The sequence below is a fragment of the Pseudomonas sp. CCI3.1 genome (assembly GCF_034313985.1).
GTDB classification, from domain to species: domain Bacteria; phylum Pseudomonadota; class Gammaproteobacteria; order Pseudomonadales; family Pseudomonadaceae; genus Aquipseudomonas; species Aquipseudomonas psychrophila.
In genome coordinates, this window is the sequence record NZ_JAVIWO010000001.1 from 1,954,753 (window position 1) to 1,979,260 (window position 24,508).

25 protein-coding genes are annotated in these 24,508 nt (G+C 57.1%); 6 read left to right on the forward strand and 19 right to left on the reverse strand.

Annotated features, from left to right (window positions below; all coding sequences use genetic code 11):
* Positions 1 to 29: 29 nt before the first annotated feature.
* The 4 genes from RGV06_RS08955 to RGV06_RS08970 form a co-directional block, all read right to left on the reverse strand.
* On the reverse strand, positions 30 to 1,307 hold the full coding sequence (locus RGV06_RS08955; RefSeq protein WP_019822252.1) for a GGDEF domain-containing protein: 1,278 nt from the start codon (positions 1,305 to 1,307) through the stop codon (positions 30 to 32).
* A gap of 80 nt (positions 1,308 to 1,387) precedes the next feature.
* Positions 1,388 to 2,023, reverse strand: a complete 636-nt coding sequence (locus RGV06_RS08960) for a LysE family translocator (RefSeq protein ID WP_019822251.1) — start codon at positions 2,021 to 2,023, stop codon at positions 1,388 to 1,390.
* Positions 2,024 to 2,126: 103 nt separating this feature from the next.
* Entirely contained in the window at positions 2,127 to 3,284 is a 1,158-nt protein-coding gene (locus RGV06_RS08965; RefSeq protein ID WP_046810672.1) for a phospholipase D-like domain-containing protein, read from the reverse strand.
* A 1-nt stretch (position 3,285) separates the two neighbouring features.
* Positions 3,286 to 3,876, reverse strand: coding sequence for a YceI family protein (locus RGV06_RS08970; protein ID WP_019822247.1), 591 nt, complete (start codon positions 3,874 to 3,876; stop codon positions 3,286 to 3,288).
* Between the two features lie 238 nt (positions 3,877 to 4,114).
* Here RGV06_RS08970 and olsB point away from each other — a divergent pair, with 238 nt between their 5' ends.
* Together olsB and RGV06_RS08980 are read left to right on the forward strand one after the other, a co-directional pair.
* Entirely contained in the window at positions 4,115 to 4,870 is a 756-nt protein-coding gene (gene olsB / locus RGV06_RS08975) for an L-ornithine N(alpha)-acyltransferase (protein WP_019822245.1), read from the forward strand.
* On the forward strand, positions 4,870 to 5,649 hold the full coding sequence (locus RGV06_RS08980; RefSeq protein ID WP_019822243.1) for a lysophospholipid acyltransferase family protein: 780 nt from the start codon (positions 4,870 to 4,872) through the stop codon (positions 5,647 to 5,649). The genes olsB and RGV06_RS08980 overlap by 1 nt, the downstream gene beginning before the upstream one ends.
* 631 nt (positions 5,650 to 6,280) lie before the next feature.
* Here RGV06_RS08980 and RGV06_RS08985 read toward each other — a convergent pair.
* Together RGV06_RS08985 and RGV06_RS08990 are read right to left on the reverse strand one after the other, a co-directional pair.
* Positions 6,281 to 6,550 (reverse strand): hypothetical protein, encoded by a 270-nt coding sequence (locus tag RGV06_RS08985; protein ID WP_019822242.1) that lies wholly within the window; start codon positions 6,548 to 6,550, stop codon positions 6,281 to 6,283.
* A 427-nt stretch (positions 6,551 to 6,977) separates the two neighbouring features.
* A complete protein-coding gene (locus tag RGV06_RS08990; protein WP_048351385.1) occupies positions 6,978 to 7,565 on the reverse strand; it encodes an ACP phosphodiesterase in 588 nt (195 codons plus the stop codon).
* A 156-nt stretch (positions 7,566 to 7,721) separates the two neighbouring features.
* On the opposite strand from RGV06_RS08990, the gene RGV06_RS08995 reads away from it, so the two are divergent.
* Genes RGV06_RS08995 through RGV06_RS09005 form a run of 3 tightly spaced genes read left to right on the forward strand, consistent with a single transcriptional unit; the run spans position 7,722 to position 10,272 of the window.
* A complete protein-coding gene (locus RGV06_RS08995; protein WP_019822239.1) occupies positions 7,722 to 8,024 on the forward strand; it encodes an ArsR/SmtB family transcription factor in 303 nt (100 codons plus the stop codon).
* Positions 8,025 to 8,035: 11 nt separating this feature from the next.
* Complete coding sequence (locus tag RGV06_RS09000) at positions 8,036 to 9,202, forward strand: MFS transporter (protein ID WP_019822237.1); 1,167 nt, start codon at positions 8,036 to 8,038, stop codon at positions 9,200 to 9,202.
* Positions 9,203 to 9,222: 20 nt separating this feature from the next.
* Positions 9,223 to 10,272, forward strand: a complete 1,050-nt coding sequence (locus tag RGV06_RS09005) for an alkene reductase (RefSeq protein ID WP_322149844.1) — start codon at positions 9,223 to 9,225, stop codon at positions 10,270 to 10,272.
* A gap of 613 nt (positions 10,273 to 10,885) precedes the next feature.
* Here RGV06_RS09005 and rpoS read toward each other — a convergent pair.
* From rpoS to RGV06_RS09045, 8 genes are all read right to left on the reverse strand, one after another.
* Positions 10,886 to 11,890: an RNA polymerase sigma factor RpoS gene (gene rpoS / locus RGV06_RS09010; protein ID WP_019822232.1), complete on the reverse strand. Its 1,005-nt coding sequence runs from the start codon at positions 11,888 to 11,890 to the stop codon at positions 10,886 to 10,888.
* Between the two features lie 106 nt (positions 11,891 to 11,996).
* Positions 11,997 to 12,815 (reverse strand): peptidoglycan DD-metalloendopeptidase family protein, encoded by an 819-nt coding sequence (locus tag RGV06_RS09015; protein WP_322151862.1) that lies wholly within the window; start codon positions 12,813 to 12,815, stop codon positions 11,997 to 11,999.
* Positions 12,816 to 13,025: 210 nt separating this feature from the next.
* Entirely contained in the window at positions 13,026 to 13,661 is a 636-nt protein-coding gene (locus tag RGV06_RS09020; protein ID WP_173667434.1) for a protein-L-isoaspartate(D-aspartate) O-methyltransferase, read from the reverse strand.
* Between the two features lie 41 nt (positions 13,662 to 13,702).
* Positions 13,703 to 14,452, reverse strand: a complete 750-nt coding sequence (gene surE, locus RGV06_RS09025) for a 5'/3'-nucleotidase SurE (RefSeq protein ID WP_019822227.1) — start codon at positions 14,450 to 14,452, stop codon at positions 13,703 to 13,705.
* Entirely contained in the window at positions 14,440 to 15,498 is a 1,059-nt protein-coding gene (gene truD / locus RGV06_RS09030; RefSeq protein WP_322149845.1) for a tRNA pseudouridine(13) synthase TruD, read from the reverse strand. The genes surE and truD overlap by 13 nt, the downstream gene beginning before the upstream one ends.
* Positions 15,495 to 15,968, reverse strand: a complete 474-nt coding sequence (gene ispF, locus RGV06_RS09035; RefSeq protein WP_019822224.1) for a 2-C-methyl-D-erythritol 2,4-cyclodiphosphate synthase — start codon at positions 15,966 to 15,968, stop codon at positions 15,495 to 15,497. Before ispF ends, truD begins: the two co-directional genes overlap by 4 nt.
* A 62-nt stretch (positions 15,969 to 16,030) precedes the next feature.
* Positions 16,031 to 16,873, reverse strand: coding sequence for an S-formylglutathione hydrolase (gene fghA / locus RGV06_RS09040; protein WP_019822223.1), 843 nt, complete (start codon positions 16,871 to 16,873; stop codon positions 16,031 to 16,033).
* A 155-nt stretch (positions 16,874 to 17,028) separates the two neighbouring features.
* Complete coding sequence (locus RGV06_RS09045; RefSeq protein WP_019822222.1) at positions 17,029 to 18,141, reverse strand: S-(hydroxymethyl)glutathione dehydrogenase/class III alcohol dehydrogenase; 1,113 nt, start codon at positions 18,139 to 18,141, stop codon at positions 17,029 to 17,031.
* Between the two features lie 108 nt (positions 18,142 to 18,249).
* Between RGV06_RS09045 and RGV06_RS09050 the strand changes: the two genes are divergently transcribed.
* Positions 18,250 to 19,146 carry a LysR substrate-binding domain-containing protein gene (locus RGV06_RS09050; protein ID WP_046810488.1) on the forward strand — a complete coding sequence of 299 codons (897 nt, stop codon included), beginning with the start codon at positions 18,250 to 18,252 and terminating at the stop codon, positions 19,144 to 19,146.
* A 123-nt stretch (positions 19,147 to 19,269) separates the two neighbouring features.
* Here the strand turns inward: RGV06_RS09050 and ispD are convergent, their stop codons facing one another.
* The 5 genes from ispD to RGV06_RS09075 all read right to left on the reverse strand — a co-directional run bounded on the left by ispD (position 19,270) and on the right by RGV06_RS09075 (position 24,343).
* A complete protein-coding gene (gene ispD / locus RGV06_RS09055; RefSeq protein ID WP_019822220.1) occupies positions 19,270 to 19,974 on the reverse strand; it encodes a 2-C-methyl-D-erythritol 4-phosphate cytidylyltransferase in 705 nt (234 codons plus the stop codon).
* Positions 19,971 to 20,249 carry a cell division protein FtsB gene (gene ftsB / locus RGV06_RS09060; protein WP_019822218.1) on the reverse strand — a complete coding sequence of 93 codons (279 nt, stop codon included), beginning with the start codon at positions 20,247 to 20,249 and terminating at the stop codon, positions 19,971 to 19,973. The genes ispD and ftsB overlap by 4 nt, the downstream gene beginning before the upstream one ends.
* 168 nt (positions 20,250 to 20,417) lie before the next feature.
* Complete coding sequence (gene eno / locus RGV06_RS09065; protein ID WP_019822217.1) at positions 20,418 to 21,707, reverse strand: phosphopyruvate hydratase; 1,290 nt, start codon at positions 21,705 to 21,707, stop codon at positions 20,418 to 20,420.
* 153 nt (positions 21,708 to 21,860) lie between these two features.
* Positions 21,861 to 22,706: a 3-deoxy-8-phosphooctulonate synthase gene (gene kdsA / locus RGV06_RS09070; protein ID WP_019822215.1), complete on the reverse strand. Its 846-nt coding sequence runs from the start codon at positions 22,704 to 22,706 to the stop codon at positions 21,861 to 21,863.
* 5 nt (positions 22,707 to 22,711) lie between these two features.
* Complete coding sequence (locus tag RGV06_RS09075; RefSeq protein ID WP_019822213.1) at positions 22,712 to 24,343, reverse strand: CTP synthase; 1,632 nt, start codon at positions 24,341 to 24,343, stop codon at positions 22,712 to 22,714.
* Between the last annotated feature and the right edge of the window lie 165 nt (positions 24,344 to 24,508).

Genomic DNA, 24,508 nt, shown 5'->3' on the forward strand with positions numbered 1-24,508 from the left:
CTTCCCGTTTTACTGCTTGCACACGCTGTTTAGCCACGCCCCCTCTTTTTGACTCGATACATCGCCGTATCCGCATGGTGCAGCAATTGCTGGGCCTGTTCGCCGTGCTCGGGATAAACCGCAATGCCAATGCTGGGGATGATGTTGAGCGTGTGATTACCAACGAAGACAGGCTGGCTGAGATTGAGGCGAATTTTTTCGGCCACGATCAGCGCATGCTCTGGCAGCTTGAGCCTTTCCAGCACCAGCACAAACTCATCCCCGCTCATCCTGGAGACCGTATCGCTTTCACGCACGCACAGCGTCAGGCGCCGCGCAGTCTGCTGCAACAGGTCATCACCGACAGCATGCCCATAGTTGTCGTTGACGAGTTTGAAGTGGTCCAGATCGACATACAGCACGGCCAGGCATTCATTGTCGCGCTTCGCAGAGGCCAGGGCGCGGTGCAGGCGATCGTAGAGCAGGTCTCGATTGGGCAAATGAGTCAAGGCGTCGTACTGCGCCAGATACTGCAAGCGGGCATGCAACTGCTTGCGTTCAATGGCCGTTGCCACTTGGGTCGACACGTACTGCAGCAGGTCTTTGTGCTGTTCGGTGTAGCGCTCTTCGCCCAGCAGGCTCTTGACCACCAGCGCACCAATGTTGCCGTTCTGGGTGGTCAGCGGAACACCCAGCCATGACGGCGCATGGTCAGCAACACGCATCACGCACTGGCCACTGAGAATGACCTCCTCACTCAGATGGCGAACGGGGGAATGCTGCTCTAGCGGATGATCGTCGACGTGGTAGGGGAAAGTCAGCGCACCTTGTTCCCGAAGTGCGACCGAAAAACTCACGGCAGGCAGCCACTGCCCGATGAGCTGGTGAACACACCTGAACAGCGCCAGCAAATCTTCGGCCCCATGGGCGGCCTCCGAAATCGCAAACAGGGCCGCTTGCCGTGACTCCGCCAGTTTGCGCTCGGTGATATCACGGGCCACGGCAACGCGCATTTCATGGGTTTCAGACCAGCACGCAGACCATTGGATATGCACCACATGCCCGGCCTTGTGCACATAGCGGTTCTCGAAATTGAGCGTGGGTTCACCCGCCATGATCTCATTGGCCGCGAGCAGGGTTCGCTCACGGTCAGCGGGAAACACCAGATCGATCATCGACTGGCCTTTAAGCTCGTGGGGCTCATAGCCCAGAATACGTTTGCAGGCTGCACTGACGTAAACAAAGCGACCATTGCGGTCCACCACACAGACTGCGTCTAGCAACAGGTCAATAAAACCTGCCTGAAGCAGGTAGTTCTTGATGTCCATAGGGCAACTCGATGCCTCAGGGTTAAATGTCAACATTCATCCCTGACTCGCCCACCGCACTGCATTCCCTGCCACCTACTTCAAACGATAGTTCGTAACAGCCCGGGCAGTGCATGCATCAAAGCACTGATGGCAAAACCGATAAACATGACCCCGCACAGCCGGGTAATCAGCAGCTCATGACGCTGATAGAGTGCCCTGACATGCCCAGCGCCGACAATACCCACCAAAATCGCGTAGGCCAGCGCCCCGCCCACAAAGCTCAAAGCGATCAACCAGGGCAGCATCTCCCAGGTCAGCAGTTCTGCACGGCTGGACAGCAGCGCCGTGAACGTCGCGACGGCTACGGGGTACGCCTTGGGATTGGTCAGGCCGAAGAAAATTCCATGAGCAAATGGCTGCCGCGCCGGCCCTTGCTGGGCCACGCTGCTACGCTGAGCGCGAACGGCGCGCAATCCCAGCCAAAACAGGTAAAGCCCGCTGATCAAGCCCAACACATTAAACGCCGTGCTGCCAAACTCACGTGCGCCCACAATGGCAATCAGCGCCGTGCTGCACCAGATCACATCACCCAGCAAGTGCCCGCACAGGAACCCGGCTCCGGCGCGCCGGCCACGGGCTGCGCCAATACCGAAAACAGCGAGCACACCTGGCCCCGGGGTGATGCCATAGATAAAGCCAGAAGCCAGAACAGCCAGTAACAACGAAGGTGTCATGCAATAACGCTCCAGGAAATCATGCCCCACGCTCTTGCGTTACCGTGAGGTGGCTCGATTTTGCACGTTCTCAACGATTCTGTAACCGCGTGCCAGGCAAAATCTAGTGTCGACGCCCCAGCACATTGACCACCAGCCGATCGACCCAACCCCAAATACGTTGTTTTACCCGTTTCCAGAGTGGCCGTGACTGCCAGTCTTGCAAGCTGACAGGCTGGCTTTGGGCGAAGTCCGTGATAAAACTTGCAACCACCGCTTGAGTCAGCGCCGGGTCGAGCGCTTCAAGGTTGGCTTCAAGGTTGAAACGCAGGTTCCAGTGGTCGAAATTGCACGAGCCAATGCTGACCCAATCGTCGGCCAGCACCATTTTCAAGTGCAGAAAGCAGGGCTGGTATTCCAGTATCTGTACACCGGATTTCAGCAAGCGCGGGTAATAACGATGACCGGCGTAACGCACGGAAGGATGGTCAGTACGGGGGCCAGTCAGCAGCAACCGCACGTCTACGCCCCTGGCCGCCGCGCGGCGCAGAGAACGGCGCACACTCCAGGTGGGCAAGAAATAAGGCGTGGCCAGCCAGATACGCTGCTTGGAGCTGTTGATCACCCGCACCAGCGATTGCAGGATATCGCGATGTTGATGAGCGTCTGCGTAGGCGACACGGCCCATGCCTTCACCCTTCTCGGGTAGACCCGGCAAGCGTGCCAAACCGAAGTGAGTCGCGGGTTTCCACGCTTTGCGGCTGATATTGGCGCGCCATTGACGATCAAACAGCATCTGCCAGTCCATCACCAAAGGGCCTTGAATGTTGACCATGACTTCATGCCATTCGCAGATGTCGTCACTGGGGCGCCAAAACTCATCCGTTACGCCAGTGCCCCCGACCACGGCCAGTTGCTGATCCACCAACAACAGTTTGCGATGATCGCGATACAGGTTGTTCAGGCCTCGCCGCCAGCTAAGCGGGTTATAAAACCTGAGTTCAACCCCGGCATCCGTGAGCCTGCGACGCAAGCCCAAACCCAGGCCCAGACTGCCATAACCGTCAAACAGGCAGCGTACTCGCACCTCGCGCCAAGCCGCTTGCTCCAGGGCTTGCACGATGGCTTCAGCGCAGCCTCCAGCCTCAACCAGATATAACTCCAGATCAATCTGCTCTTGAGCCTGCTCAATGGCAGCCAGAATTCGTGGGAAAAACCGGGAGCCATCGATCAGCAACTCGAACTGATTGTCGCTGCGCCAGCCAAACACCGCGCCGGCCATCTTAGCGAGCCGTGAAAATCAGTACCGCACCCACCGGCACTGAAAAACTGATGGTCGAAAGCCCGGCCAATTTACGCAAGGTTTCAAGCTCCGGCTGCAGGCCAAAATCTTCGGCTTGCAGCATCAGCGGTTCCAGGGTCACGACCTGAAAGCGCCGCTCATCAAGGCGCGTGGCCAACAGTTCGGCCTCATAGGTGTGTTGCTTACCGCGCAAGCTGACCGTGACGGGCAAGTGCAACTCCAGTTGCGCACCGGGGGCAAGATCATTGATGGGCTGCAAGTCTATCTGCGCAGTGATCTGCGCTTCGGGGAAATGCTTGAAATCAAACAGCACGTCGCGCATGCGCTCATCACGCAATGGTACGTCGCTGTTGACCGAGTCCATTTCAATGCGCAATTGCGCCTGACCTTTACGGTCGACCTTGCCGTGCAGGACCAAAAAGCGATGCACGTTCGCGATATTGGCATTTTGCGTGGTGATAAATGAAAGCCGTGACGACTCACCGTCCAGGTACCAGTTGGCCTGGGCAGGCAGGCTCACACCAACGGTCAACAACAAGGCGCAGGCAGAAGAAAACAACGCTTTAAGCATAAAAACTCATCGACAAATAAACGTGGGTGAACATTAAACCTGGCGAGCGGTTTTGGCTGGACTTTTTTACACAGTGTTAGGACGCCTCCCGAGACCGACAGTTCCTCCGGGGCGGCTGTCATACAAGCATCACCCAAACGTCACAGGGGTGACATTGCACCTGCCTAGCCTGAAGTTGCACACCTCAGTCGATTGGCAGAAACCCAAGGCGGGCACAGTGCCTGCACGGAGATTCGCAATGTCCCAGATCGCCCGTATCCGCGACACCGCTCCAGAACGCCGCCTGCAGGCAGAACGCCTGATCGGATCCGGCGCTTTGCGCGAGGCTCAAGCCCTGCGTTTTCGTGTGTTCAGCGGCGAAATGAAGGCCAAACTCAAAGGCGCCGAACACGGTCTGGACGAGGACGGTTACGACGCGTATTGCGAACATATCGGGGTGCGCGACCTCAATAACGGCCAACTGGTAGCCACCACTCGCTTGCTGGATCACAGCGCCGCTCAACGCATCGGCCACTTTTACAGCGAAGAAGAGTTCAACCTCCACGGCCTGGTCAACCTTCAAGGGCCGGTACTGGAAATCGGACGAACCTGTGTCGACCCTGCGTACCGTAATGGCGGCACCATCGCCGTGCTCTGGGGCGAACTGGCGGAAGTGCTCAACCACGGTAACTACCGCTACCTGATGGGTTGCGCGAGCATCCCCATGCAGGACGGAGGCATCCAGGCTCGGGCAATCATGCAGCGCCTGCGCGAACGCTATTTGTGTACCGAGCATTTGCGCGCCGAACCAAAAAAGCCATTACCGGCTCAAGAAGTACCTGCCAACGTCATCGCCGAAATGCCGCCGTTGCTCAAGGCTTACATGCGCCTGGGCGCCAAGATTTGCGGTGAACCTTGCTGGGATGAAGACTTTCAGGTGGCTGACGTGTTTATTTTGCTCAAGCGCGACGAACTGTGCCCGCGTTATGCACGTCACTTCAAGGCGGCCATGTAATGAGCCGCTTGCGCCAATATGGCCGAGTGGCTCGTGTGTTGGTGGTAGTCAGCCTGGGATTGGGCATGGCCGCAGTGTTCGGGGTGCTTGAGCGCTTGCGCCTGAGCAACGCGATGGACCGTCGCCAACGCTGGTCGCAATTTTTTATGTCTCGCCTGAGCAACGCCCTGCCCTTTCGCATCACCGTCGTCGGCCAGTTGCCTGCAACGCCCATGCTGTGGGTCAGCAATCACGTGTCATGGACCGACATTGCTCTGCTGGGGCAACTCACCCCGCTTTCATTCCTGTCCAAATCCGAAGTACGCGGCTGGCCGGTTGCTGGCTGGCTGGCGGCCAAGGCGGGCAGTCTGTTTATTCGCCGGGGCGCGGGTGACAGCCAGTTGATTCGTGAGCAAATGGCCCACCACTTGCAGCACCCCCTCTCTCTGCTGATGTTTCCCGAGGGCACCACCACTGATGGGCGTTCGGTACGTACCTTTCATGGTCGGCTGTTATCGGCGGCAATAGACAGCCATGTACCTCTGCAGCCTGTGGCCATTCGCTATTTACGCAATGGAGAGATCGACACGATCGCACCGTTTATTGGCGACGATGACTTGCTGTCACATCTACTGCGCCTGTTTAGCCATGAACAGGCCGAGGTCGAGATACACCTGCTTGAGCCCATTGCCAGCCAGGCGCAGGAGCGCGCCGTGCTGGCGTTCAGGGCCCAGGAGGCCATACGGCGGGTGGTGACAGCGCCAGTGGCGCAAACAGATCCACTGGGGGCGATGGTCTGAGCTGCCCTGTGTAACTGGAATAAAGGTTCCGCCCTCACTCCGGCACTGTTATGGGCATTCGTGGCGTTCAGGTAATCGCGTGGCGACAGCAAAAGCAAAAGAACCTTGCGCAGATCCCTGTAGCAGCTGACGAGCCGTGCGAGGCTGCGTTCGGTTTGGTGCGCCACTGCGACGTAGCAGTCGTAAAACCGGATACTGCGGTCGTTCAGGTAAATCCCGGACTCAGGTTTTACGGTCGCTTCGCAACCGGACGCAGCCTCGCACGGCTCGTCAGCTGCTACGGATCGTGAGTGCAACTCACCAACCAGGCCGGCCGGTCGGCCGCCTCTGGGCGCAATGCTTTTGATCTGCCCGCCCCTTCGGGAGGCCGAGAGGAGGTTTTGCGCAGTGGGCATCCCGGCATGGATGCCGGGATAGCCGTGTTGGGCCAAGGATGGCCCGTCACGGCGGGCCCACGGAGCTGGACCGGAGCGAGGGACACCTGAGCGAAGCGAGGGCCGTACGCTGGGGCGAGGACTTTTTGGTTCCTTTTTGGTCCTTCAAAAAGGGACTCGCTGTAAGAGCGAAACCAATATTCCAGTTAAACGCTGATGCCGGATATGTACTCAATACATCAGTAATAAAAACGGTATCAAACAGGCCGCAAGCGCCAGCCCAAGACATCCAGCAGATCACAACCGTCGCGCAGCAATTGCGCCGAAACCGTGGCCAGGTGTTTGAGGTCGACAGAATCGGCCTGCTGCACTTCGCGGCAGGAGAACATTTCCATCAACTGGGTTACGGCCAGCACGCGGGCGACGGCGTTGGCGTGGAGCACATCGAGAGGAGCGTTGCGGTCGATCAATAAGGCGGGGATGGTGCAGTCGATAGCGGTAAGAGGAACAAACGTGGAGTTAGTCATAAGTAAACCTCTGGTGCTCTAAAGTTCTAGCCATCCGTTTTCGTCGCCAAACAAAAACAGGTGGCCGCTGTACGCGGGTTGGCGAACCGGTTAGAGCCCAGAAAACCCGGCAGATCCGAAGATCTCCCACGTACAGCTGCCATAAAACACAGCGAGCAAAATACACGCTCCGGTATTTATAGCAATTGCGTATTTTCTAGGCTGTTCCCGGATCGCCAAATCCGGTCGCTATATCGGCGAGCACCGACTATAGGCCGCGCACCAAGCCCCAGCAATTGCCAACCCTGTGCGAAAAATCCTGAAGAAACGTGAGCGTTAAGCAACGCGAGCAATCCCATGTCCATGGGAAATCGAGTCCACATCGATGCACGTATCAACAGAGGTTTTTTGCTGCTGCTTCGCAGCAGATCGCAGCCTTCGGCAGCGACTACAGATATCCCTGCCGGTAGCAGCCCGCCGCAAACGCCTGCAACTGCGGATAAAACGCTCGAAAATCCTCACTGAGCGGTTCGTACAAGGCCTTCAAATCCTGCATCGCCCCGGCCAGTTCTTCGGGGCGCGACAAACGTCGGGCTATGCCGTTAAACACCTGCTCCAGCACGTCAAAATCCCGGTACGAACCCAACCAGTCATGGGCCGCCATGTGCGGTGCGATGCTGGCCAGCCTGCGCGGCAACTGCTGCTCAGCCACCAGCACACGGTAAAAATCGGAAGTAAAACGCTCCAGCGGCCCTTCGGCATACTGCATCCAGTCCCGCGCCAGGCAGTGGTCGAAAAACACATCCAGCACGATGCCCGCATAGCGCCTGCGGGTCCGGGTGAATCGCGACAGCGACTGATCAACCAGAGGGTGGTTGTCAGTAAACACATCAATACTGCGGTGCAGTTGAATGCCCTGTTCAATCTGAGGGCTGTACTGACCATGCAGCCGCCCTTTGACGAAATCGCCATACAGGCTACCGAGTAATTCTTCCGGACGCTGACCGCCCAAGTGCAGATGTGCGAGATAATTCATGGCGCGCAGTTTAGCACTGCCCCACTCATATCGTTATAACCCGATATACCGATTTGAACTGAACTAAGATCAAATTCATATTTGTATATCGCGATATAACGATTTAAGGTTCGCCTCATCGCGATATAACGCTACACCTCATTGAGCACTGCCATCATGCCGATTGACCTCGACGAAATAATAAAAGCCCTGGCACACCCAGTACGCCGAGAAATTCTCAACGCACTCAAAAACCCCGATGCTTCGTTCCCTGACCAAATCCACTCAACCGAACATGGCGTGTGCGCCGGGCAGTTTGATCAGCTCTGCGGCCTGTCGCAGTCGACGGTCTCTGCCCACCTGGCAACGCTGCAACGAGCGGGTCTGATTACCAGCCAAAAGCATGGCCAGTGGCACTTCTTCAAACGTAATGAGGAAACCATCAAGGTCTTCCTCGAAAAAATCAGCCAAGAGCTTTAACAAGGACCTTCATGCCCCTCTCACTCCTCATTCTGGCGCTCAGCGCTTTCGCCATCGGGACCACCGAGTTCGTGATCATGGGTTTGTTGCCCGATGTAGCGGCCGATCTTGGTGTATCAATCCCGGGCGCTGGCTGGCTGGTGACCGGTTACGCGCTGGGGGTGGCCATCGGTGCTCCGTTCATGGCAATGGCCACGGCCAAGTTGCCGCGCAAAGCCGCGCTGGTCGCGTTGATGGTGATCTTTATCATCGGCAACCTGCTCTGTGCCCTCGCCAGCGATTACAACGTGCTGATGTTTGCCCGGGTCGTTACAGCCTTGTGTCACGGCGCTTTCTTCGGCATTGGCTCGGTAGTGGCTGCAGGCCTGGTACCCGCCAACAAGCGCGCTTCGGCGGTGGCACTGATGTTTACCGGCCTGACCCTGGCCAATGTGCTGGGCGTGCCCTTGGGCACCGCTTTGGGGCAAGCCGCAGGATGGCGCTCGACGTTTTTTGCAGTCACCGTGATTGGAGTCGTGGCCCTGATCGGTCTGATCCGCTATTTGCCCGCCAAGCGCGATGAAGAAAAGCTCGATATGCGTGCCGAACTTGCCGCACTCAAAGGCGCCGGGATCTGGTTGTCCCTGAGCATGACTGCGCTGTTTTCCGCCTCCATGTTCACCCTGTTCACGTATGTCGCGCCCCTGCTAGGTGATGTCACCGGCGTATCGCCCAGCGGCGTGACCTGGACCTTGCTGCTGATCGGCCTTGGCCTGACCGTGGGCAATATCATCGGTGGCAAGCTGGCAGACAAGCGTCTGGCCGCTACATTGATCGGTGTTTTTATCGCGATGGCCGTGCTGTCGACCGTACTGACCTGGACCAGCGTCGCCGTGATCCCGACCGAAATAACCCTGTTCCTGTGGGCAGCCGCCTCATTTGCCGCCGTACCGGCGCTGCAAATCAATGTCGTGACCTTCGGCAAGGCCGCACCCAACCTGGTGTCAACCTTGAACATCGGCGCTTTCAACGTCGGCAATGCGCTGGGCGCCTGGGTGGGCGGCAGCGTCATCGCCCACGGCTTCGGCCTGACCAGCGTTCCGCTGGCCGCTGCAGCGCTGGCGATTCTGGCGCTGCTGGTCACCCTGATTACTTTTCGCCAGAACGGCAATGCCGAACTGGCCACTGCCACACACTGATCCTTGAGAGGGCTGCATAAATGACCACGATTTTTGATCCGATCAAGCTGGGCGATCTCGAACTGCCCAACCGCATCATCATGGCTCCGCTAACACGCTGCCGCGCCGATGAAGGTCGGGTTCCCAATGCGCTGATGGCTGAATACTACGTTCAGCGCGCTTCAGCGGGTCTGATCCTGAGCGAAGCCACTTCGGTGACGCCGATGGGCGTCGGCTACCCTGACACCCCGGGCATCTGGTCCAACGATCAGGTGCGCGGCTGGACCAACATCACCAAGGCAGTACACGCTGCCGGTGGCCGGATCGCGTTGCAGTTGTGGCATGTCGGACGCATCTCGCACCCGATGTACCTGAACGGCGAAGCGCCGGTCGCCCCAAGCGCCATTGCCGCCAAAGGCCATGTCAGCCTGGTTCGTCCAAAGGTTGAGTACCCGACACCTCGCGCACTGGAAACGGCCGAAATCGCGGATGTCGTCGAGGCCTACCGCACCGGCGCAGAAAACGCCAAGGCTGCCGGTTTTGACGGCGTAGAAATTCATGGCGCGAATGGTTACCTGCTCGATCAGTTCCTGCAAAGCAGCACCAACAAGCGCACCGACCAGTACGGTGGCAGCGTAGAGAACCGCGCGCGCCTGTTGCTTGAAGTCACCGACGCAGCCATCGACGTCTGGGGTGCTGGCCGGGTTGGCGTGCATTTGTCGCCACGGGCCGACCTGCACGATATGGGTGACGACAATCTGGCTGAAACCTTTGGCTATGTAGCCCGTGAACTGGGCAAGCGTGGCATTGCGTATATCTGCTCCCGTGAGCATGAAGCGCCAGACAGCCTCGGCCCACAGCTCAAACAAGCCTTTGGCGGCCCGTACATCGCCAATGAGAGTTTCACCAAGGACAGCGCCAATGCATGGCTGGCTGCGGGCAAGGCAGATGCCATAGCCTTTGGCGTACCGTTTATCGCCAACCCGGACCTGCCTGCACGCCTGAAGGTCGATGCGCCGCTCAATGAAACGCACCCAGAAACCTTCTATGTAAAAGGTCCCGTGGGTTATATCGACTATCCGGTGCTGTAAGCACTGAAAAGGCTGTTTGATACCCCAACGCAAAACGCCCGAGGTTAATGACCTTGGGCGTTTTGCGTTGAACGATTCGGTGACACGCTTTATGAGAACCTGCAGAAGATAAAACGCTGCTCTCTTGAGTTTTTTCGGGCAAAAAAAAGGGGCGGTTTGACCCGCCCACATTTTTTCCCTAGTCCCTTTTTTCCTTCTCATCATCCTGATGAATCGCATCCCGCGATGTCCGTCTGCGTTCTTCCTTGAGCGTGGTGTCGATCCGTCGACACAATTCAAATACTAGAGTTTTATAGGATTGCTGCAAGCGCAGCAGTTATAGATTTTTATTACATGGTCACTTTATGAAAAAAATATAAAACCTTATTTTTCATGGACTTATGAACAAACCAAAGTAAGAAAAAGGCACTTGCCTGACCTATTTTCGCACTTGGCTTACATGAAAGGTAAGTAAAGGCTTACAGCACTACGCAGGTAATAATCAATCTTGTCAGTGACATTCCATTTCAGAGCCAAACCAATCAGACACAGGCTAAAACTGCAGCCGAAACAATTTTCCATGACCCACAAAAAACCCCGAACAGCTCGGGGTTTAAAGTCAGCCTGTTGTGAACTACTGGAACAGCGACTCGCTCGACAGACCGTTGCGCTCAAGGATTTCACGCAAGCGCTTGAGCCCCTCGACCTGGATCTGGCGCACGCGTTCACGTGTCAGACCGATTTCCAAACCTACATCTTCAAGGGTACTGCTCTCATGACCGCGTAGCCCGAAACGGCGAATGACGACCTCGCGCTGCTTGTCGGTGAGTTCAGACAACCATTGATCGATACTCTGCGACAAATCATCGTCCTGAAGCAGCTCGCAAGGATCTGTAGGGCGATCATCGGTGAGGGTATCAAGGAGGGTTTTGTCTGAGTCCGGGCCTAAAGAAACGTCTACCGAAGACACCCGTTCATTGAGCCCAAGCATGCGCTTGACCTCTGCGACAGGTTTTTCGAGGAGATTGGCGATTTCTTCAGGGGAAGGTTCATGATCGAGCTTTTGCGTGAGTTCGCGCGCTGCTCGCAGATAGACATTGAGTTCTTTAACGACATGGATCGGTAAACGGATGGTACGGGTCTGGTTCATGATCGCCCGTTCAATCGTTTGGCGGATCCACCAGGTAGCGTAAGTCGAGAAGCGAAACCCTCGTTCCGGGTCAAATTTCTCGACGGCCCGAATCAGTCCCAGGTTGCCCTCTTCAATCAGGTCAAGCAACGACAACCCACGATTGACATAACGGCGTGCGATTTTCACCACCAGCCGCAAGTTGCTTTCAATCATGCGTTTGCGCCCGGCTGGATCGCCACTTTGCGACAAGCGTGCAAAGTGAACTTCTTCTGCTGGGGAGAGCAACGGGGAGAAGCCAATTTCATTGAGATACAACTGGGTCGCATCAAGCGCCCGTGTGTAGTCAATGTACTTGTGCTGTTTTGTAACGGGTGCTTTTTTGGACTTGGTTCGAGCTGTAGGGGTTGAATCGTCTTCTTCTGACATCAAGTCGCTGTCGATGTTGGAGTCCATAAGGAGCACCTCATCGTCGATGTCAAACCCCGGCGCTTCTTTGTTGAGAGCCATTGCTATAGTCCTTTGATGAGTTCGACCTCAAGCTCTAGCATCGCCCAAGTCCTTGGCAACGCTGGAGCCTGTTCCTTATCCACATCAGGAACAGGCTGGTAACCGATCAACGGCGAGGAAGGAATTGCAATGGATCTACAGGTTTACCTTGACGGCGAATCTCAAAGTGAAGTTTCACCCGGTCTGTACCAGTTGACCCCATTTCGGCAATTGTCTGTCCGACCTTGACCTGCTGCCCCTCCCGAACCAACAGCCTACGGTTATGTCCGTAAGCACTGACGTAGGTATCGCTGTGTTTGATGATGATCAGTTCGCCGTAGCCCCTCAATCCACTGCCAGCGTATACAACCGACCCATCAGACGCAGCTAAAACAGGCTGTCCCAAATCACCGGCGATATCAATACCTTTATTCAAACTACCGTTTGAAGAGAATTTGCCGATCAAAATCCCGTTTGAAGGCCATCCCCAGCCCTTGGGCGCGGGACCTGCTGGCAGCGGCGCAGCAGCTACAGGTGCAGTGGCGGAACGCTTGATTACCGTGGTCTTGCTGCCTGCAGAGGACGACACTACTGTTCTTGTCGTGCCGCCCGCTGGCTGGGTACCGGAGCGCCCGTCAAAACGAATGACCTGGCCAGGGACAATGGTGAACGGGGCGCCGATGTTGTTACGGGCAGCCAGCGCCTTCCAGTCCCAGCCGTACCGAAAAGCAATGGAGAACAAGGTATCGCCACGACGCACGGCGTATTGGCCTGTGGTCACTGCCGGACGTTGGGCTACCCCGTTACGGTCAACGACATTGACGCCATTTTTTGGGCTACTGGAGCACGCTGCCAACAAAGCCAGTGTGGCACTCAGGAACAGACCGACCACCAGCCTCTGAAAGCTTTTGCTGCTCATACGCTGCGCAATGACTGTGAGACTCACCCGCCGCTCCCTTTGAAGATGGCTAAATAGTAAAACGCCAGTACTGGCCATGGTTTAGCGCAAGTATAACTGGCTACAGGGCTTTTACAGACTGCAAAGCCTAATCATAAACACACTGTATAAAATACAAACAAACACTGGGCAGGGCCCGGGGTGACGGGCTTTATGACCCGCAGCTCACCCTATAATTCACCCGGCTCGAATAAAGACTCAGGCCAGCGGCCCGTTAAGCAGTGGCACAAAGCGCACATTACCGATCACCCGCCGGGCAAAACCGTGCTCTTCGCGTACGATCAACATCAATTGCTGGACTTCACCCGCACCCACCGGGATCACCAGGCGCCCACCGGGAGCCAGCTGGTCGAGCAATGCCTGCGGTACATCTGTGGCTACTGCCGTCACGATGATGCCGTTGTAAGGCGCCAGCGCTGGCCAGCCCTCCCAGCCATCGCCCCAGCGGAACACCAGGTTGCGCAGGTTGAGCTCCAGCAATCGCTCCTTGGCCCGGTCCTGCAGCACCTTGATGCGCTCGACCGAAAATATGCGTTCAACGAGTTGCGAGAGCACGGCGGTTTGATAACCCGATCCGGTGCCGATTTCCATCACCTTGTCCAGCGGCCCGTCCTCAAGCAGCAGCTCGCTCATGCGCGCCACCATGTAAGGCTGGGAGATGGTCTGGTTATTGCCGATTGGCAGCGCAGTGTCTTCGTAGGCGCGGTGTGCCAGGGCTTCATCCACAAACAGATGACGTGGCGTGCGGCGAATGACCTCAAGCACGTTCTGGTTAACGATGCCCTCTTCACGCAAGCGCTGAATCAGCCGCTCTCGTGTGCGTTCAGAGGTCATGCCAATGCCACGGTGCATCATGCCATCCTGCTCGCGCGCCATCAGCCCATGCCCTCCAGCCAGCCATTCAGGCTTTTGAAACCATCACCAAAGGTGCGGTCCAGTTGTAGAGGCGTGATCGACACATACCCCTGCATCACCGCATGAAAGTCCGTCCCCGGCCCGCCGTCTTCAGCGTCGCCCGCGGCGGCAATCCAGTAGCCAGCCTTGCCACGCGGGTCAACAACCCGTACCGGCGCCGCTGCCCGCGCCCGATGGCCCAGGCGGGTGAGTTGAATGCCGCGAATGTTCTCAAGCGGCAAGTTAGGAATATTCACATTGAGGACCGTGCGCGGTGGCAAGTCCAGTGAGGCGTGGGCCTCAAGCAGCTTGCGGGCAAAAAATGCCGCCGTCGGCAAGTTGTCGACCTGGCGCGACACCAACGAAAACGCAAACGAAGGACGCTCCAGAAAGCGCCCCTCAAGAGCCGCCGCCACCGTGCCGGAATACAACACGTCATCACCCAGGTTGGCGCCCAGGTTGATGCCGGATACCACCATGTCCGGCTGAGGCTCCAGCAAGCCGTGAAGGCCCAGGTGCACGCAATCGGTCGGTGTTCCATTAATGCTGATAAAACCATTGGCCAGAGTGTGCGGATGCAGGGGACGGTCCAGCGTGAGCGAACTGCTCGCTCCGCTTTTGTCTTGATCCGGGGCAACCACCACACACTCGGCGTAATCGGCCAGCGCACCGTAAAGCGCGGCGAGGCCCGGGGCAGTGACCCCATCATCGTTTGAAATCAGAATACGCATAGGCTATCCGCTTGATCCAAAGGCACCAGATCAACAAGCTCGCGCACCAGAACAGTGGCGAAGCATCCGGCCGGCAGAACAAATTCCAGTTGCAAAACGTCAGGCTGCGGATAATGCCACGTCAATCGGCCAATGGGCAGTCGCAGGATACGTCGCTCATGGCTCATGCCCGCGCGAACCAGCCAGTCACGCAAGTCCGCTTCGCGTTCTGCAATCAACTGCTCCAACGCATGGGTCGCGCCGGTGGTCGGTGACTCGCCCTCGCCCCACTGCGGGCCGGTGGGGTGCAGATCGAGAATGCCCAGCCGCGGATCGCTGCATTCAGCCTCGCCCGCCGGGAAAAAACTGCGGCTGTCGGTAAAGGCCAGCAAATCGCCGACCTGCGCCCGCTGCCAGCTACCATCAGCCACCCGCGCTGCCAGCACCTGATTGAACAGATAGCTGCGAGCGGTGGAAAGCAGCCGCGAGCGAACATTACGCTGCTCAGGCAAGGCCTTGCGCGCAGCATAATCACGCGCCTCCCCCACGTTGCCACCTTGCCAGCCGAATCGCTGGGTGCCGAAATAGTTAGGAACACCCTGTTTGGCGATCCGTTCAAGGCGTTGCTGCAGCGCGTCCTTGTCCCCGGCCAGCTGCGTCAGGCGCAATGTGAAACCGTTGGCCGCGTGGGCGCCTCGCTGTAATTTTCGCTTGTGACGTGAGGTCTTGAGAATTTTCAGAGTGTCGTTTTCAGCGCCCGACAAGTCAGGGTCTGCCTTGCCCGGCAACTGCACGCTGAACCATTGGCGGGTTAACGCCTGGCGGTCCTTGAGACCCGCGTAACTGACCGTACGCAAAGGCACGCCCGCCGCCTTGGCGATGCGGCGCGCGGCTTCCTCGGTGTTCAGGCCGCGTTTCTCGACCCACAACCACAGATGCTCGCCATCACCGGACAGCGGTATATCAAGCACTTCGTCGACTTGAAAATCTTCAGCCGTCGCTTTGAGCACAGCAGTGCCCAGCGCCTCGCCGTAGGCCCGCGGGCCGAGCAGATCAGACTCGTTCATGCGCGAACCAACAACGCAATGGAGTGCACCGCAATACCTTCTTCACGACCAACGAAGCCGAGCTTTTCAGTGGTAGTGGCCTTTACGTTTACCTGGTCCAATTCAACCTCTAGATCCGCAGCGATCAGCGCTCGCATTGTTTCAATATGCGGCGCCATTTTCGGCGCCTGGGCAATGATGGTGTTGTCGACATTGCCGACTTTCCAGCCCTTGGCATGGATCAGACCCACGACATGACGCAGCAGGACGCGACTGTCAGCGCCCTTGAAGGTCGGATCGGTGTCCGGAAAGTGTTTGCCTATATCACCAAGTGCCGCAGCCCCCAGCAAGGCATCGCTGAGGGCATGCAAAAGCACATCGCCATCAGAGTGGGCCAGCAGCCCGAATTTGTGGGAGATCCGCACGCCGCCCAACGTAATGAAATCGCCTTCAGCGAAACAGTGCACATCATAGCCGTGGCCAATACGCATAAAAAAACGCCCCGATTAAGTCAGGGCGTGATTCTACCTACTTTGTCCAACATTGGGCGCTATTAGCTCAGTGCATTGGCGTGATGACGCAAGTGGTCATCAATGAAACTTGCGATAAAGAAATAGCTATGGTCGTAGCCTGGCTGCAGGCGCAGGGTCAACGGGTAGTCAGCAAGTTTAGCGGCCTGCTGCAGCACCTCAGGCTTGAGCTGGACAGTCAGAAAGTCATCCCGGTCACCCTGGTCGACCAGCAGCGGCAGCTTTTCACGTGCCTCGCCAATTAACACGCTCGCATCCCACTCACGCCAACGGGCGCGTTCTTCGCCCAAGTAATTGGAGAACGCCTTTTGCCCCCATGGGCAGTCCATCGGATTGCTGATCGGCGCGAAAGCCGAGACCGACTGATAGCGGCCAGGATTGCGCAGTGCACACACCAATGCCCCGTGCCCGCCCATCGAGTGCCCGCTGATGCCGCGCTTTTGCGAAGCAGGAAAATGCGCCTCGACCAAAGCCGGTAATTCCTGCACCACATAATCGTGCATCCGATAATGCTGCGACCAAGGCTCTTGCGTAGCATTCAGGTAAAAACCTGCACCCAAACCAAAGTCCCAAGCAGCCTGCGGGTCATCCGGCACACCTTCACCACGGGGACTGGTGTCCGGCGCCACGATGATCAGCCCCAACTCGGCAGCCATCTTCATTGCACCGGCCTTGTGCATAAAGTTCTCGTCGTTGCAGGTCAAGCCCGACAGCCAGTACAGCACCGGCAACTTCGCGCCCTGCTCCGCCTGCGGCGGCAAGTACACGGCGAAGACCATGTCGCAGCCCAGCACTTCAGAGCGATGCTTGTAACGCTTGTGCCATCCGCCAAAGCTTTTTTGGCAGGAGATATTTTCCAATGTCATGGGCAGCTCCAGACCGTAAGCAAAACACCCCACCTGTTGGAGCGGGCTTGCTCGCGATGCAGACAACTCGGTCCTTCAATCAAACCGGGTAGCTGCAATCGCGAGCAAGCCCGCTCCAACACGTGTTTAGCGGTGTTTAGACTTACCGCTGTTAATTAGAAATGGATGACGGTGCGAATGCTTTTGCCTTCATGCATCAGGTCAAATGCCTTATTGATATCTTCAAGGCCCATGGTGTGGGTAATGAAGGTATCCAGCGGAATCTCGCCGCTTTGCGCCATGTCGACATAGCTCGGCAGCTCAGTGCGGCCACGTACGCCACCAAATGCCGAGCCGCGCCAGACACGACCGGTTACCAGCTGGAATGGGCGGGTCGAAATTTCTTGACCTGCACCGGCTACGCCGATGATCACAGACTCGCCCCACCCTTTGTGGCAGCACTCCAGCGCCGCACGCATCAAGTTCACATTGCCGATACATTCAAAGGAGAAGTCGACACCACCATCCGTCATGTCGACGATCACTTCCTGAATCGGGCGATCGAAGTCTTTAGGGTTGACGCAATCGGTCGCACCCAACTGACGGGCGATCTCGAACTTGGCCGGGTTGATGTCGATTGCAATGATCCGTGCTGCCTTGGCTTTCACCGCACCGATCACCGCGGACAGGCCAATGCCGCCCAGACCGAAGATGGCCACGGTGTCACCCGGCTTGACCTTGGCGGTGTTGAGCACCGCGCCGATCCCGGTCGTCACGCCGCAACCCAGCAGGCAAACCTTCTCAAGCGGCGCATCTTTCTGAATCTTGGCGACCGATATTTCCGGGAGCACGGTGTATTCAGAAAAGGTCGAAGTCCCCATGTAGTGGAAAATCGGCTGCCCCTTGTAGGAGAAACGCGTGGTGCCGTCCGGCATCAAGCCCTTGCCTTGGGTCGAGCGAATCGCCTGGCACAGGTTGGTCTTGCCCGACAGGCAGAATTTGCACTTGCCGCATTCTGGGGTGTACAGCGGGATCACATGATCACCGACCGCAACAGAGGTCACGCCTTCGCCAATGGCTTCAACAATGGCGCCGCCTTCATGACCCAGGATGGACGGGAAGATGCCTTCCGGGTCCGCGCCTGACAAGGTGTAGGCATCGGTATGGCAAACACCCGACGCCACAACCCGCAGCAGTACTTCGCCAGCCTTGGGCATGGCAACGTCAACTTCTACGATTTCCAGCGGCTTTTTGGCCTCGAAGGCTACGGCAGCACGTGACTTGATCATCGATCGTCTCCAGCAAAGTAAAAACAAGACGCCGAGTGTAAATCAGCGCTGAGTGATTAATAATCCAGACAAAAGCAAAACATTATTGCCATATAGGGATAATCTGCCGTGAATGAAAACCGCTGGGAAGGTATCGATGAGTTTGTCGCCGTGGCCGAGTGTGGCCAATTCACTGCGGCGGCCGAGCGTCTTGGCGTCTCTTCGTCCCACATCAGTCGCCAGGTAGCGCGGCTCGAAGAGCGCCTGCAGACCCGTTTGTTCTACCGCAGTACTCGCAAGGTCACGCTGACAGAGGCCGGACAAACGTTCTTGCAGCATTGCCAGCGCCTTCAAGACGGACGTGAAGAGGCGCTGCGAGCGATAGGGGATCTGGCCAGCGAGCCCAAGGGCATGCTGCGCATGACCTGCGCGGTGGCCTATGGCGAACGTTTTATCGTGCCATTGGTGACGCGTTTCATGGGGCTGTATCCGCAGTTACGGGTCGATATAGAGCTCAGCAATCGACCGCTGGACCTGGTGCATGAAAGTCTGGATCTGGCAATTCGACTGGGTCGCTTGCAGGACTCAAGGCTGGTGGCCACGCGACTCGCCCCCAGACGCATGTATGTCTGCGCGTCGCCTTCGTACCTGGAACATTATGGCCGCCCCCACAGCCTGTCAGAGCTTAGCCGACATAACTGTCTGATTGGCAGCACGGATCTATGGCAATTGCAGCAGGACGGGCGTGAGTTTTCGCAACGGGTGCAGGGGAATTGGCGCTGCAACAGTGGGCAGGCGGTATTGGATGCTGCACTTCAGGGTGTGGGACTTTGCCAGTTGCCGGACTACTACGTGCTGGAGCACTTAAAGACCGGAGCTCTGGTGTCTTTGCTCGACACCCACCAGCCGCCCAACACTGCGGTTTGGGCGCTGTATCCGCAACAGCGGCATTTATCGCCCAAAGTCAGAAAACTGGTGGATTACTTGAAGGAAGGCTTGGCCAAGCGGAAGGAGTATCAGGGGTAAGCCGCTGCTCCTATTACCTGTAGGAGCGGGCTTGCTCGCGATGCAGACGCCACAGTCTGCCGGGAAAACCAGGTGATGTCATCGCGAGCAAGCCCGCTCCCACAAGTCCCCGGGACACTCTGATCAGCGAGTAGCCCAACGCAATCGCAACCACTCAAGGTCTTCCGGGCGAGTGACCTTGATATTGTCCGCACGCCCTTCGATCAGTCGCGGGGCCAGGCCGGCCCATTCCATTGCCGAAGATTCGTCGGTAATGATCGCATCGGCCACGAGACTGTCCGCCAGCGCGCGATGCAATGGCCCCAGGCGAAACATCTGCGGTGTATACGCTTGCCAGATCAAGCTGCGATCAACGGTTTCGACCACACGACCTTTTTTGTCGACTCGCTTGAGCGTGTCCCGCGCGGGAACTGCCAGCAAACCACCCACAGGGTCGTCAGCCAACTCACCCAGCAGTTTGTCCAGGTCTTCACGGGACAAGTTGGGCCGGGCCGCATCATGGACCAACACCCAGTCGTCATCCGCTGCGCCTTGCGCATGCAGGTACAACAACGCATTGAGTACGGAATCCGCCCGCTCACGCCCGCCGTCCACCCGCACTACCCGCGCATCAGAAGCACACGGCAAAGACGGCCAAAATGGGTCATCAAAAGCGACACTGACCACCAGCCCCTTGAGGCCTGGATGATCGAGAAAACAGCTGATGCTGTGTTCGAGAATACTGCGCCCGCCCAACTGCAAATATTGCTTGGGACGGTCTGCGGCCATACGGGCACCCACGCCCGCGGCAGGAATCACGGCCCAAAAGGCCGGTGATGAATGACTCATTGGGCCAACTGATAGAGGGTTTCACCCTCCTTGATCATGCCCAACTCATGGCGAGCGCGTTCTTCAACGGTCTCCATGCCTTTTTTAAGCTCCAGCACTTCCGCATCCAGCACGCGGTTACGCTCCAGCAAAATTTCGTTTTCAGCACGCTGATCGGCGATTTGCTGAGTCAGGTCGGTAACCTGCGCCAAACTGCCATTCCCCACCCACAGGCGATACTGTAGGCCAGCCAGCAGCAAGAGCAGGACGAGAAACAACCAATAGGGACTGCGCATCGAATATCAGGTATCCAGTAAAAAGACAGCCATGCCGACAAACGTAAACAACGAATAGTACAAAGCCTGGAAGAACCAGGCTTGTATACAGAAGCATCAGATTAGTGTCAAAAGGCCCGAGTTGACGAGCATTTCAACACAATCTGCTGACTTTTTACGATTCAGTACTTAGCCGCGGAACTCGCCACGACCGTTGTACTTGGCTTTAGCACCCAATTGCTCTTCGATACGCAGCAATTGGTTGTACTTGGAAACACGGTCAGAACGGCACAGAGAGCCGGTCTTGATCTGGCCAGCCGCAGTACCCACTGCCAGATCGGCAATCGTGGAGTCTTCGGTTTCGCCGGAACGGTGCGAGATCACAGCCGTGTAACCAGCAGCCTTGGCCATCTGGATAGCTTCCAGCGTTTCGGTCAGGGTGCCGATCTGGTTGAACTTGATCAGGATCGAGTTGGCGATGCTTTTGTCGATGCCTTCTTTCAAGATCTTGGTGTTGGTTACGAACAGGTCGTCACCGACCAGTTGAACCTTCTCACCGATTTTGTCGGTCAGGATTTTCCAGCCATCCCAGTCAGACTCATCCAGACCGTCTTCGATGGAGATGATCGGGTAGCGCTGAGTCAGGCCTTTGAGGTACTCAGCAAAACCTTCGGAGTTGAAGACTTGACCTTCGCCCGACAGGTTGTACTTACCATCTTCGTAGAATTCGCTGGCAGCGCAGTCCAGAGCCAGGGTCACGTCAGTGCCCAGGGTGTAACCGGCATTTGCCACGGCTTCGGAGATCACTTTGAGTGCATCTTCGTTGGAAGCCAGGTTAGGTGCGAAACCACCTTCATCGCCCACGGCGGTGTTCAGGCCACGGGCCTTGAGCACAGCTTTGAGGTGATGGAAGATTTCGGTGCCCATGCGCAACGCGTCAGAAAAGGTCTTGGCGCCAACCGGCTGAACCATGAACTCTTGAATGTCGACGTTGTTATCAGCGTGTTCGCCACCGTTGATGATGTTCATCATCGGAACCGGCATCGAGTAAACACCCGGAGTACCGTTCAGATTGGCAATGTGCGCGTACAGCGGCAGGTCCTGGTCCTGTGCAGCCGCTTTGGCAGCAGCCAAAGACACCGCCAGAATGGCGTTAGCGCCCAGGGAACCTTTGTTCTCAGTACCGTCCAGCGCGATCATCGCGTGGTCCAGCGCCTTTTGGTCAACCGGGTCTTTACCCAGCAGCAAATCACGAATCGGGCCGTTGATGTTGGCAACGGCTTTCAGAACGCCTTTGCCCAGGTAACGGCTCTTGTCGCCATCACGCAGTTCCAGCGCTTCACGGGAACCGGTGGATGCACCGGACGGCGCGCAAGCGCTGCCGATGATGCCGTTGTCGAGAAGCACGTCCGCTTCCACAGTGGGATTGCCACGGGAGTCGAGAACTTCACGACCTTTGATGTCGACGATTTTTGCCATTGTTGTAAACACTCCAAAGTTGACGAAAACGACGCAGCTGAGGGAAATATTGTTATCGGCGGCAAGGGGCAAATAGCGGGCAGCCTTGCGGGCGATAAGGCTCGGGCCCAGAGGCCCGAGAAATCGTGCGGTACTTTACCGGAGAAACGAGGGTTACGCGGTTTCTATTGTCGGAAAACTTTTAACCAACTCATCCAGAGACTTCAACTGGGCCAGGAATGGCTCCAGCTTGTCCAGACGCAAGGCACAAGGGCCGTCGCATTTGGCATTATCCGGATCCGGGTGCGCCTCAAGGAACAGACCGGCAAGGCCCTGGCTAATGCCAGCCTTGGCCAGGTCGGTTACTTGGGCACGACGACCACCGGCAGAGTCCGAGCGACCACCCGGCATTTGCAGCGCGTGGGTCACGTCGAAAAATACCGGGTACTCGAACTGCTTCATGATGCCAAAGCCCAGCATGTCTACAACAAGGTTGTTGTAGCCGAAGCTGGAACCACGTTCGCAGAGGATCAACTGATCATTACCCGCCTCTTCGCATTTGCTCAGGATGTGTTTCATCTCCTGAGGTGCAAGGAATTGGGCTTTCTTGATGTTGATCACGGCACCGGTCTTGGCCATGGCCACGACCAGATCAGTCTGACGCGACAGGAAGGCCGGCAGCTGGATGATGTCGCAAACCTCGGCGACCACGGCTGCCTGGGCAGGTTCGTGGACGTCGGTGATCAGCGGCACACCAAAGGCGGCTTTGATGTCCTGAAAAATCCGCATGCCTTCTTCGAGGCCGGGGCCCCGGTAAGAGCTGACAGATGAACGGTTGGCCTTGTCGAAACTGGCCTTGAACACGTAAGGGATACCAAGCTTTTCAGTAACCCGCACGTACTCTTCGCACACCTGCATGGCCATATCACGGCTTTCGAGCACGTTCATGCCACCGAACAAGACCATTGGCTTGTCGTTGGCAATTTCGATATTGCCTACACGGATAATCTTTTGCGCCATTCTGATTACGCCTTCTTCTCGTGTTGCGCCAATGCTGCTTTGACGAAACCGGTGAACAATGGATGGCCATCACGTGGCGTGGAGGTGAACTCCGGGTGGAACTGGCAAGCAACGAACCAAGGATGATCCGGAGCTTCAACCACTTCTACCAGTGCGCCGTCACCGGAGCGACCGGTCACTTTCAGGCCAGCTTCGGTCAGCTGAGGCAGCAGGTTGTTGTTCACTTCATAGCGATGACGGTGACGTTCAACGATCACGTCCTTGGCATAGCAGTCGTGAACCAGGGAACCGGCTTGCAACTGGCAATCCTGCGCACCCAGACGCATGGTGCCGCCCAGATCAGAGGTTTCGGTACGGGTTTCGACTGCACCGGTGGCGTCTTCCCACTCGGTGATCAGACCTACAACCGGGTGGCCGCTGCTGCGATCGAACTCGGTGGAGTTAGCGTCTTTCCAGCCCAGCACATTACGTGCGAACTCGATAACCGCTACTTGCATGCCCAGGCAGATACCCAGGTATGGAACCTTGTTCTCGCGAGCGTACTGAACAGCCGTGATCTTGCCTTCTACGCCGCGCAGACCGAAGCCGCCCGGAACCAGAATGGCATCACAGCCTTCAAGCAGTTCAGTGCCTTTGTTTTCGATGTCTTCGGAGTCGATATAACGCAGGTTGACCTTGGTACGGTTGGAAATACCGGCGTGGCTCATCGCTTCAATCAGCGACTTGTACGCGTCCAGCAGCTCCATGTACTTGCCAACCATCGCGATGGTGACTTCGTGCTCCGGATTAAGCTTGGCATCAACAACCTGTTCCCATTCGGACAGGTCGGCGCTGTTGCATTCCAGGCCAAAACGCTCGACAACGAAATCATCCAGACCCTGGGCGTGCAGCATGCCCGGGATACGGTAGATGGTGTCGGCGTCTTCCAGCGAAATAACGGCACGCTCTTCAACGTTGGTGAACAACGCAATCTTGCGACGCGAAGAAATATCAACGTGGTGATCGGAACGGCAGATCAGGACATCTGGCTGCAGGCCGATGGAGCGCAATTCTTTAACCGAGTGTTGCGTTGGTTTGGTTTTCGTTTCGCCAGCAGTGGCGATATACGGAACCAGCGTCAGGTGCATCAGCATGGCGCGCTTGGCGCCCACTTCGATGCGCAACTGACGGATAGCCTCGAGGAACGGTTGGGACTCAATGTCACCCACAGTACCGCCAATCTCAACCATCGCTACGTCGGCATCGCCGGCGCCCTTGATGATCCGACGTTTGATTTCGTCGGTGATGTGCGGAATCACCTGGATGGTTGCACCCAGGTAATCACCACGGCGCTCCTTGCGCAGGACGTGTTCGTAAACGCGGCCCGTGGTGAAGTTGTTGTTCTGGGTCATGGTCGTGCGGATGAACCGCTCGTAATGCCCCAAGTCCAGGTCGGTTTCGGCGCCGTCGTGTGTGACGAACACCTCACCGTGCTGGAACGGGCTCATGGTGCCCGGATCAACGTTGATGTAGGGGTCCAGCTTCAGCATGGTGACCTTAAGTCCCCGCGCCTCCAGGATGGCTGCCAATGAAGCCGAGGCAATGCCTTTCCCCAATGAAGAAACAACACCGCCCGTGACGAAGATGTAGCGCGTCATGAAAAACCCTAGAAGTCTGCGTTAAAGCGGTCAGAGCCGCCGGGGAAAGCGAAGGAAGGCCGAAGCCCCCAATCACCAGCATTAGTCACAGTGCACCTTTCGAAAAACTGCTGCGTTGAAACAGACCGATGCAAATCATCGGTTCGATGCAAGCCACACATTTTT

What these genes read in the sequence shown, in the direction of transcription:
- RGV06_RS08955 (WP_019822252.1), bottom strand. Translation starts at nt 1,307, where the DNA reads ATGGACATCAAGAACTACCTGCTTCAGGCAGGTTTTATTGACCTGTTG.
- RGV06_RS08960 (WP_019822251.1), bottom strand. Translation starts at nt 2,023, where the DNA reads ATGACACCTTCGTTGTTACTGGCTGTTCTGGCTTCTGGCTTTATCTAT.
- RGV06_RS08965 (WP_046810672.1), bottom strand. Translation starts at nt 3,284, where the DNA reads ATGGCCGGCGCGGTGTTTGGCTGGCGCAGCGACAATCAGTTCGAGTTG.
- RGV06_RS08970 (WP_019822247.1), bottom strand. Translation starts at nt 3,876, where the DNA reads ATGCTTAAAGCGTTGTTTTCTTCTGCCTGCGCCTTGTTGTTGACCGTT.
- olsB (WP_019822245.1), top strand. Translation starts at nt 4,115, where the DNA reads ATGTCCCAGATCGCCCGTATCCGCGACACCGCTCCAGAACGCCGCCTG.
- RGV06_RS08980 (WP_019822243.1), top strand. Translation starts at nt 4,870, where the DNA reads ATGAGCCGCTTGCGCCAATATGGCCGAGTGGCTCGTGTGTTGGTGGTA.
- RGV06_RS08985 (WP_019822242.1), bottom strand. Translation starts at nt 6,550, where the DNA reads ATGACTAACTCCACGTTTGTTCCTCTTACCGCTATCGACTGCACCATC.
- RGV06_RS08990 (WP_048351385.1), bottom strand. Translation starts at nt 7,565, where the DNA reads ATGAATTATCTCGCACATCTGCACTTGGGCGGTCAGCGTCCGGAAGAA.
- RGV06_RS08995 (WP_019822239.1), top strand. Translation starts at nt 7,722, where the DNA reads ATGCCGATTGACCTCGACGAAATAATAAAAGCCCTGGCACACCCAGTA.
- RGV06_RS09000 (WP_019822237.1), top strand. Translation starts at nt 8,036, where the DNA reads ATGCCCCTCTCACTCCTCATTCTGGCGCTCAGCGCTTTCGCCATCGGG.
- RGV06_RS09005 (WP_322149844.1), top strand. Translation starts at nt 9,223, where the DNA reads ATGACCACGATTTTTGATCCGATCAAGCTGGGCGATCTCGAACTGCCC.
- rpoS (WP_019822232.1), bottom strand. Translation starts at nt 11,890, where the DNA reads ATGGCTCTCAACAAAGAAGCGCCGGGGTTTGACATCGACGATGAGGTG.
- RGV06_RS09020 (WP_173667434.1), bottom strand. Translation starts at nt 13,661, where the DNA reads ATGACCTCTGAACGCACACGAGAGCGGCTGATTCAGCGCTTGCGTGAA.
- surE (WP_019822227.1), bottom strand. Translation starts at nt 14,452, where the DNA reads ATGCGTATTCTGATTTCAAACGATGATGGGGTCACTGCCCCGGGCCTC.
- truD (WP_322149845.1), bottom strand. Translation starts at nt 15,498, where the DNA reads ATGAACGAGTCTGATCTGCTCGGCCCGCGGGCCTACGGCGAGGCGCTG.
- ispF (WP_019822224.1), bottom strand. Translation starts at nt 15,968, where the DNA reads ATGCGTATTGGCCACGGCTATGATGTGCACTGTTTCGCTGAAGGCGAT.
- fghA (WP_019822223.1), bottom strand. Translation starts at nt 16,873, where the DNA reads ATGACATTGGAAAATATCTCCTGCCAAAAAAGCTTTGGCGGATGGCAC.
- RGV06_RS09045 (WP_019822222.1), bottom strand. Translation starts at nt 18,141, where the DNA reads ATGATCAAGTCACGTGCTGCCGTAGCCTTCGAGGCCAAAAAGCCGCTG.
- ispD (WP_019822220.1), bottom strand. Translation starts at nt 19,974, where the DNA reads ATGAGTCATTCATCACCGGCCTTTTGGGCCGTGATTCCTGCCGCGGGC.
- ftsB (WP_019822218.1), bottom strand. Translation starts at nt 20,249, where the DNA reads ATGCGCAGTCCCTATTGGTTGTTTCTCGTCCTGCTCTTGCTGCTGGCT.
- eno (WP_019822217.1), bottom strand. Translation starts at nt 21,707, where the DNA reads ATGGCAAAAATCGTCGACATCAAAGGTCGTGAAGTTCTCGACTCCCGT.
- kdsA (WP_019822215.1), bottom strand. Translation starts at nt 22,706, where the DNA reads ATGGCGCAAAAGATTATCCGTGTAGGCAATATCGAAATTGCCAACGAC.
- RGV06_RS09075 (WP_019822213.1), bottom strand. Translation starts at nt 24,343, where the DNA reads ATGACGCGCTACATCTTCGTCACGGGCGGTGTTGTTTCTTCATTGGGG.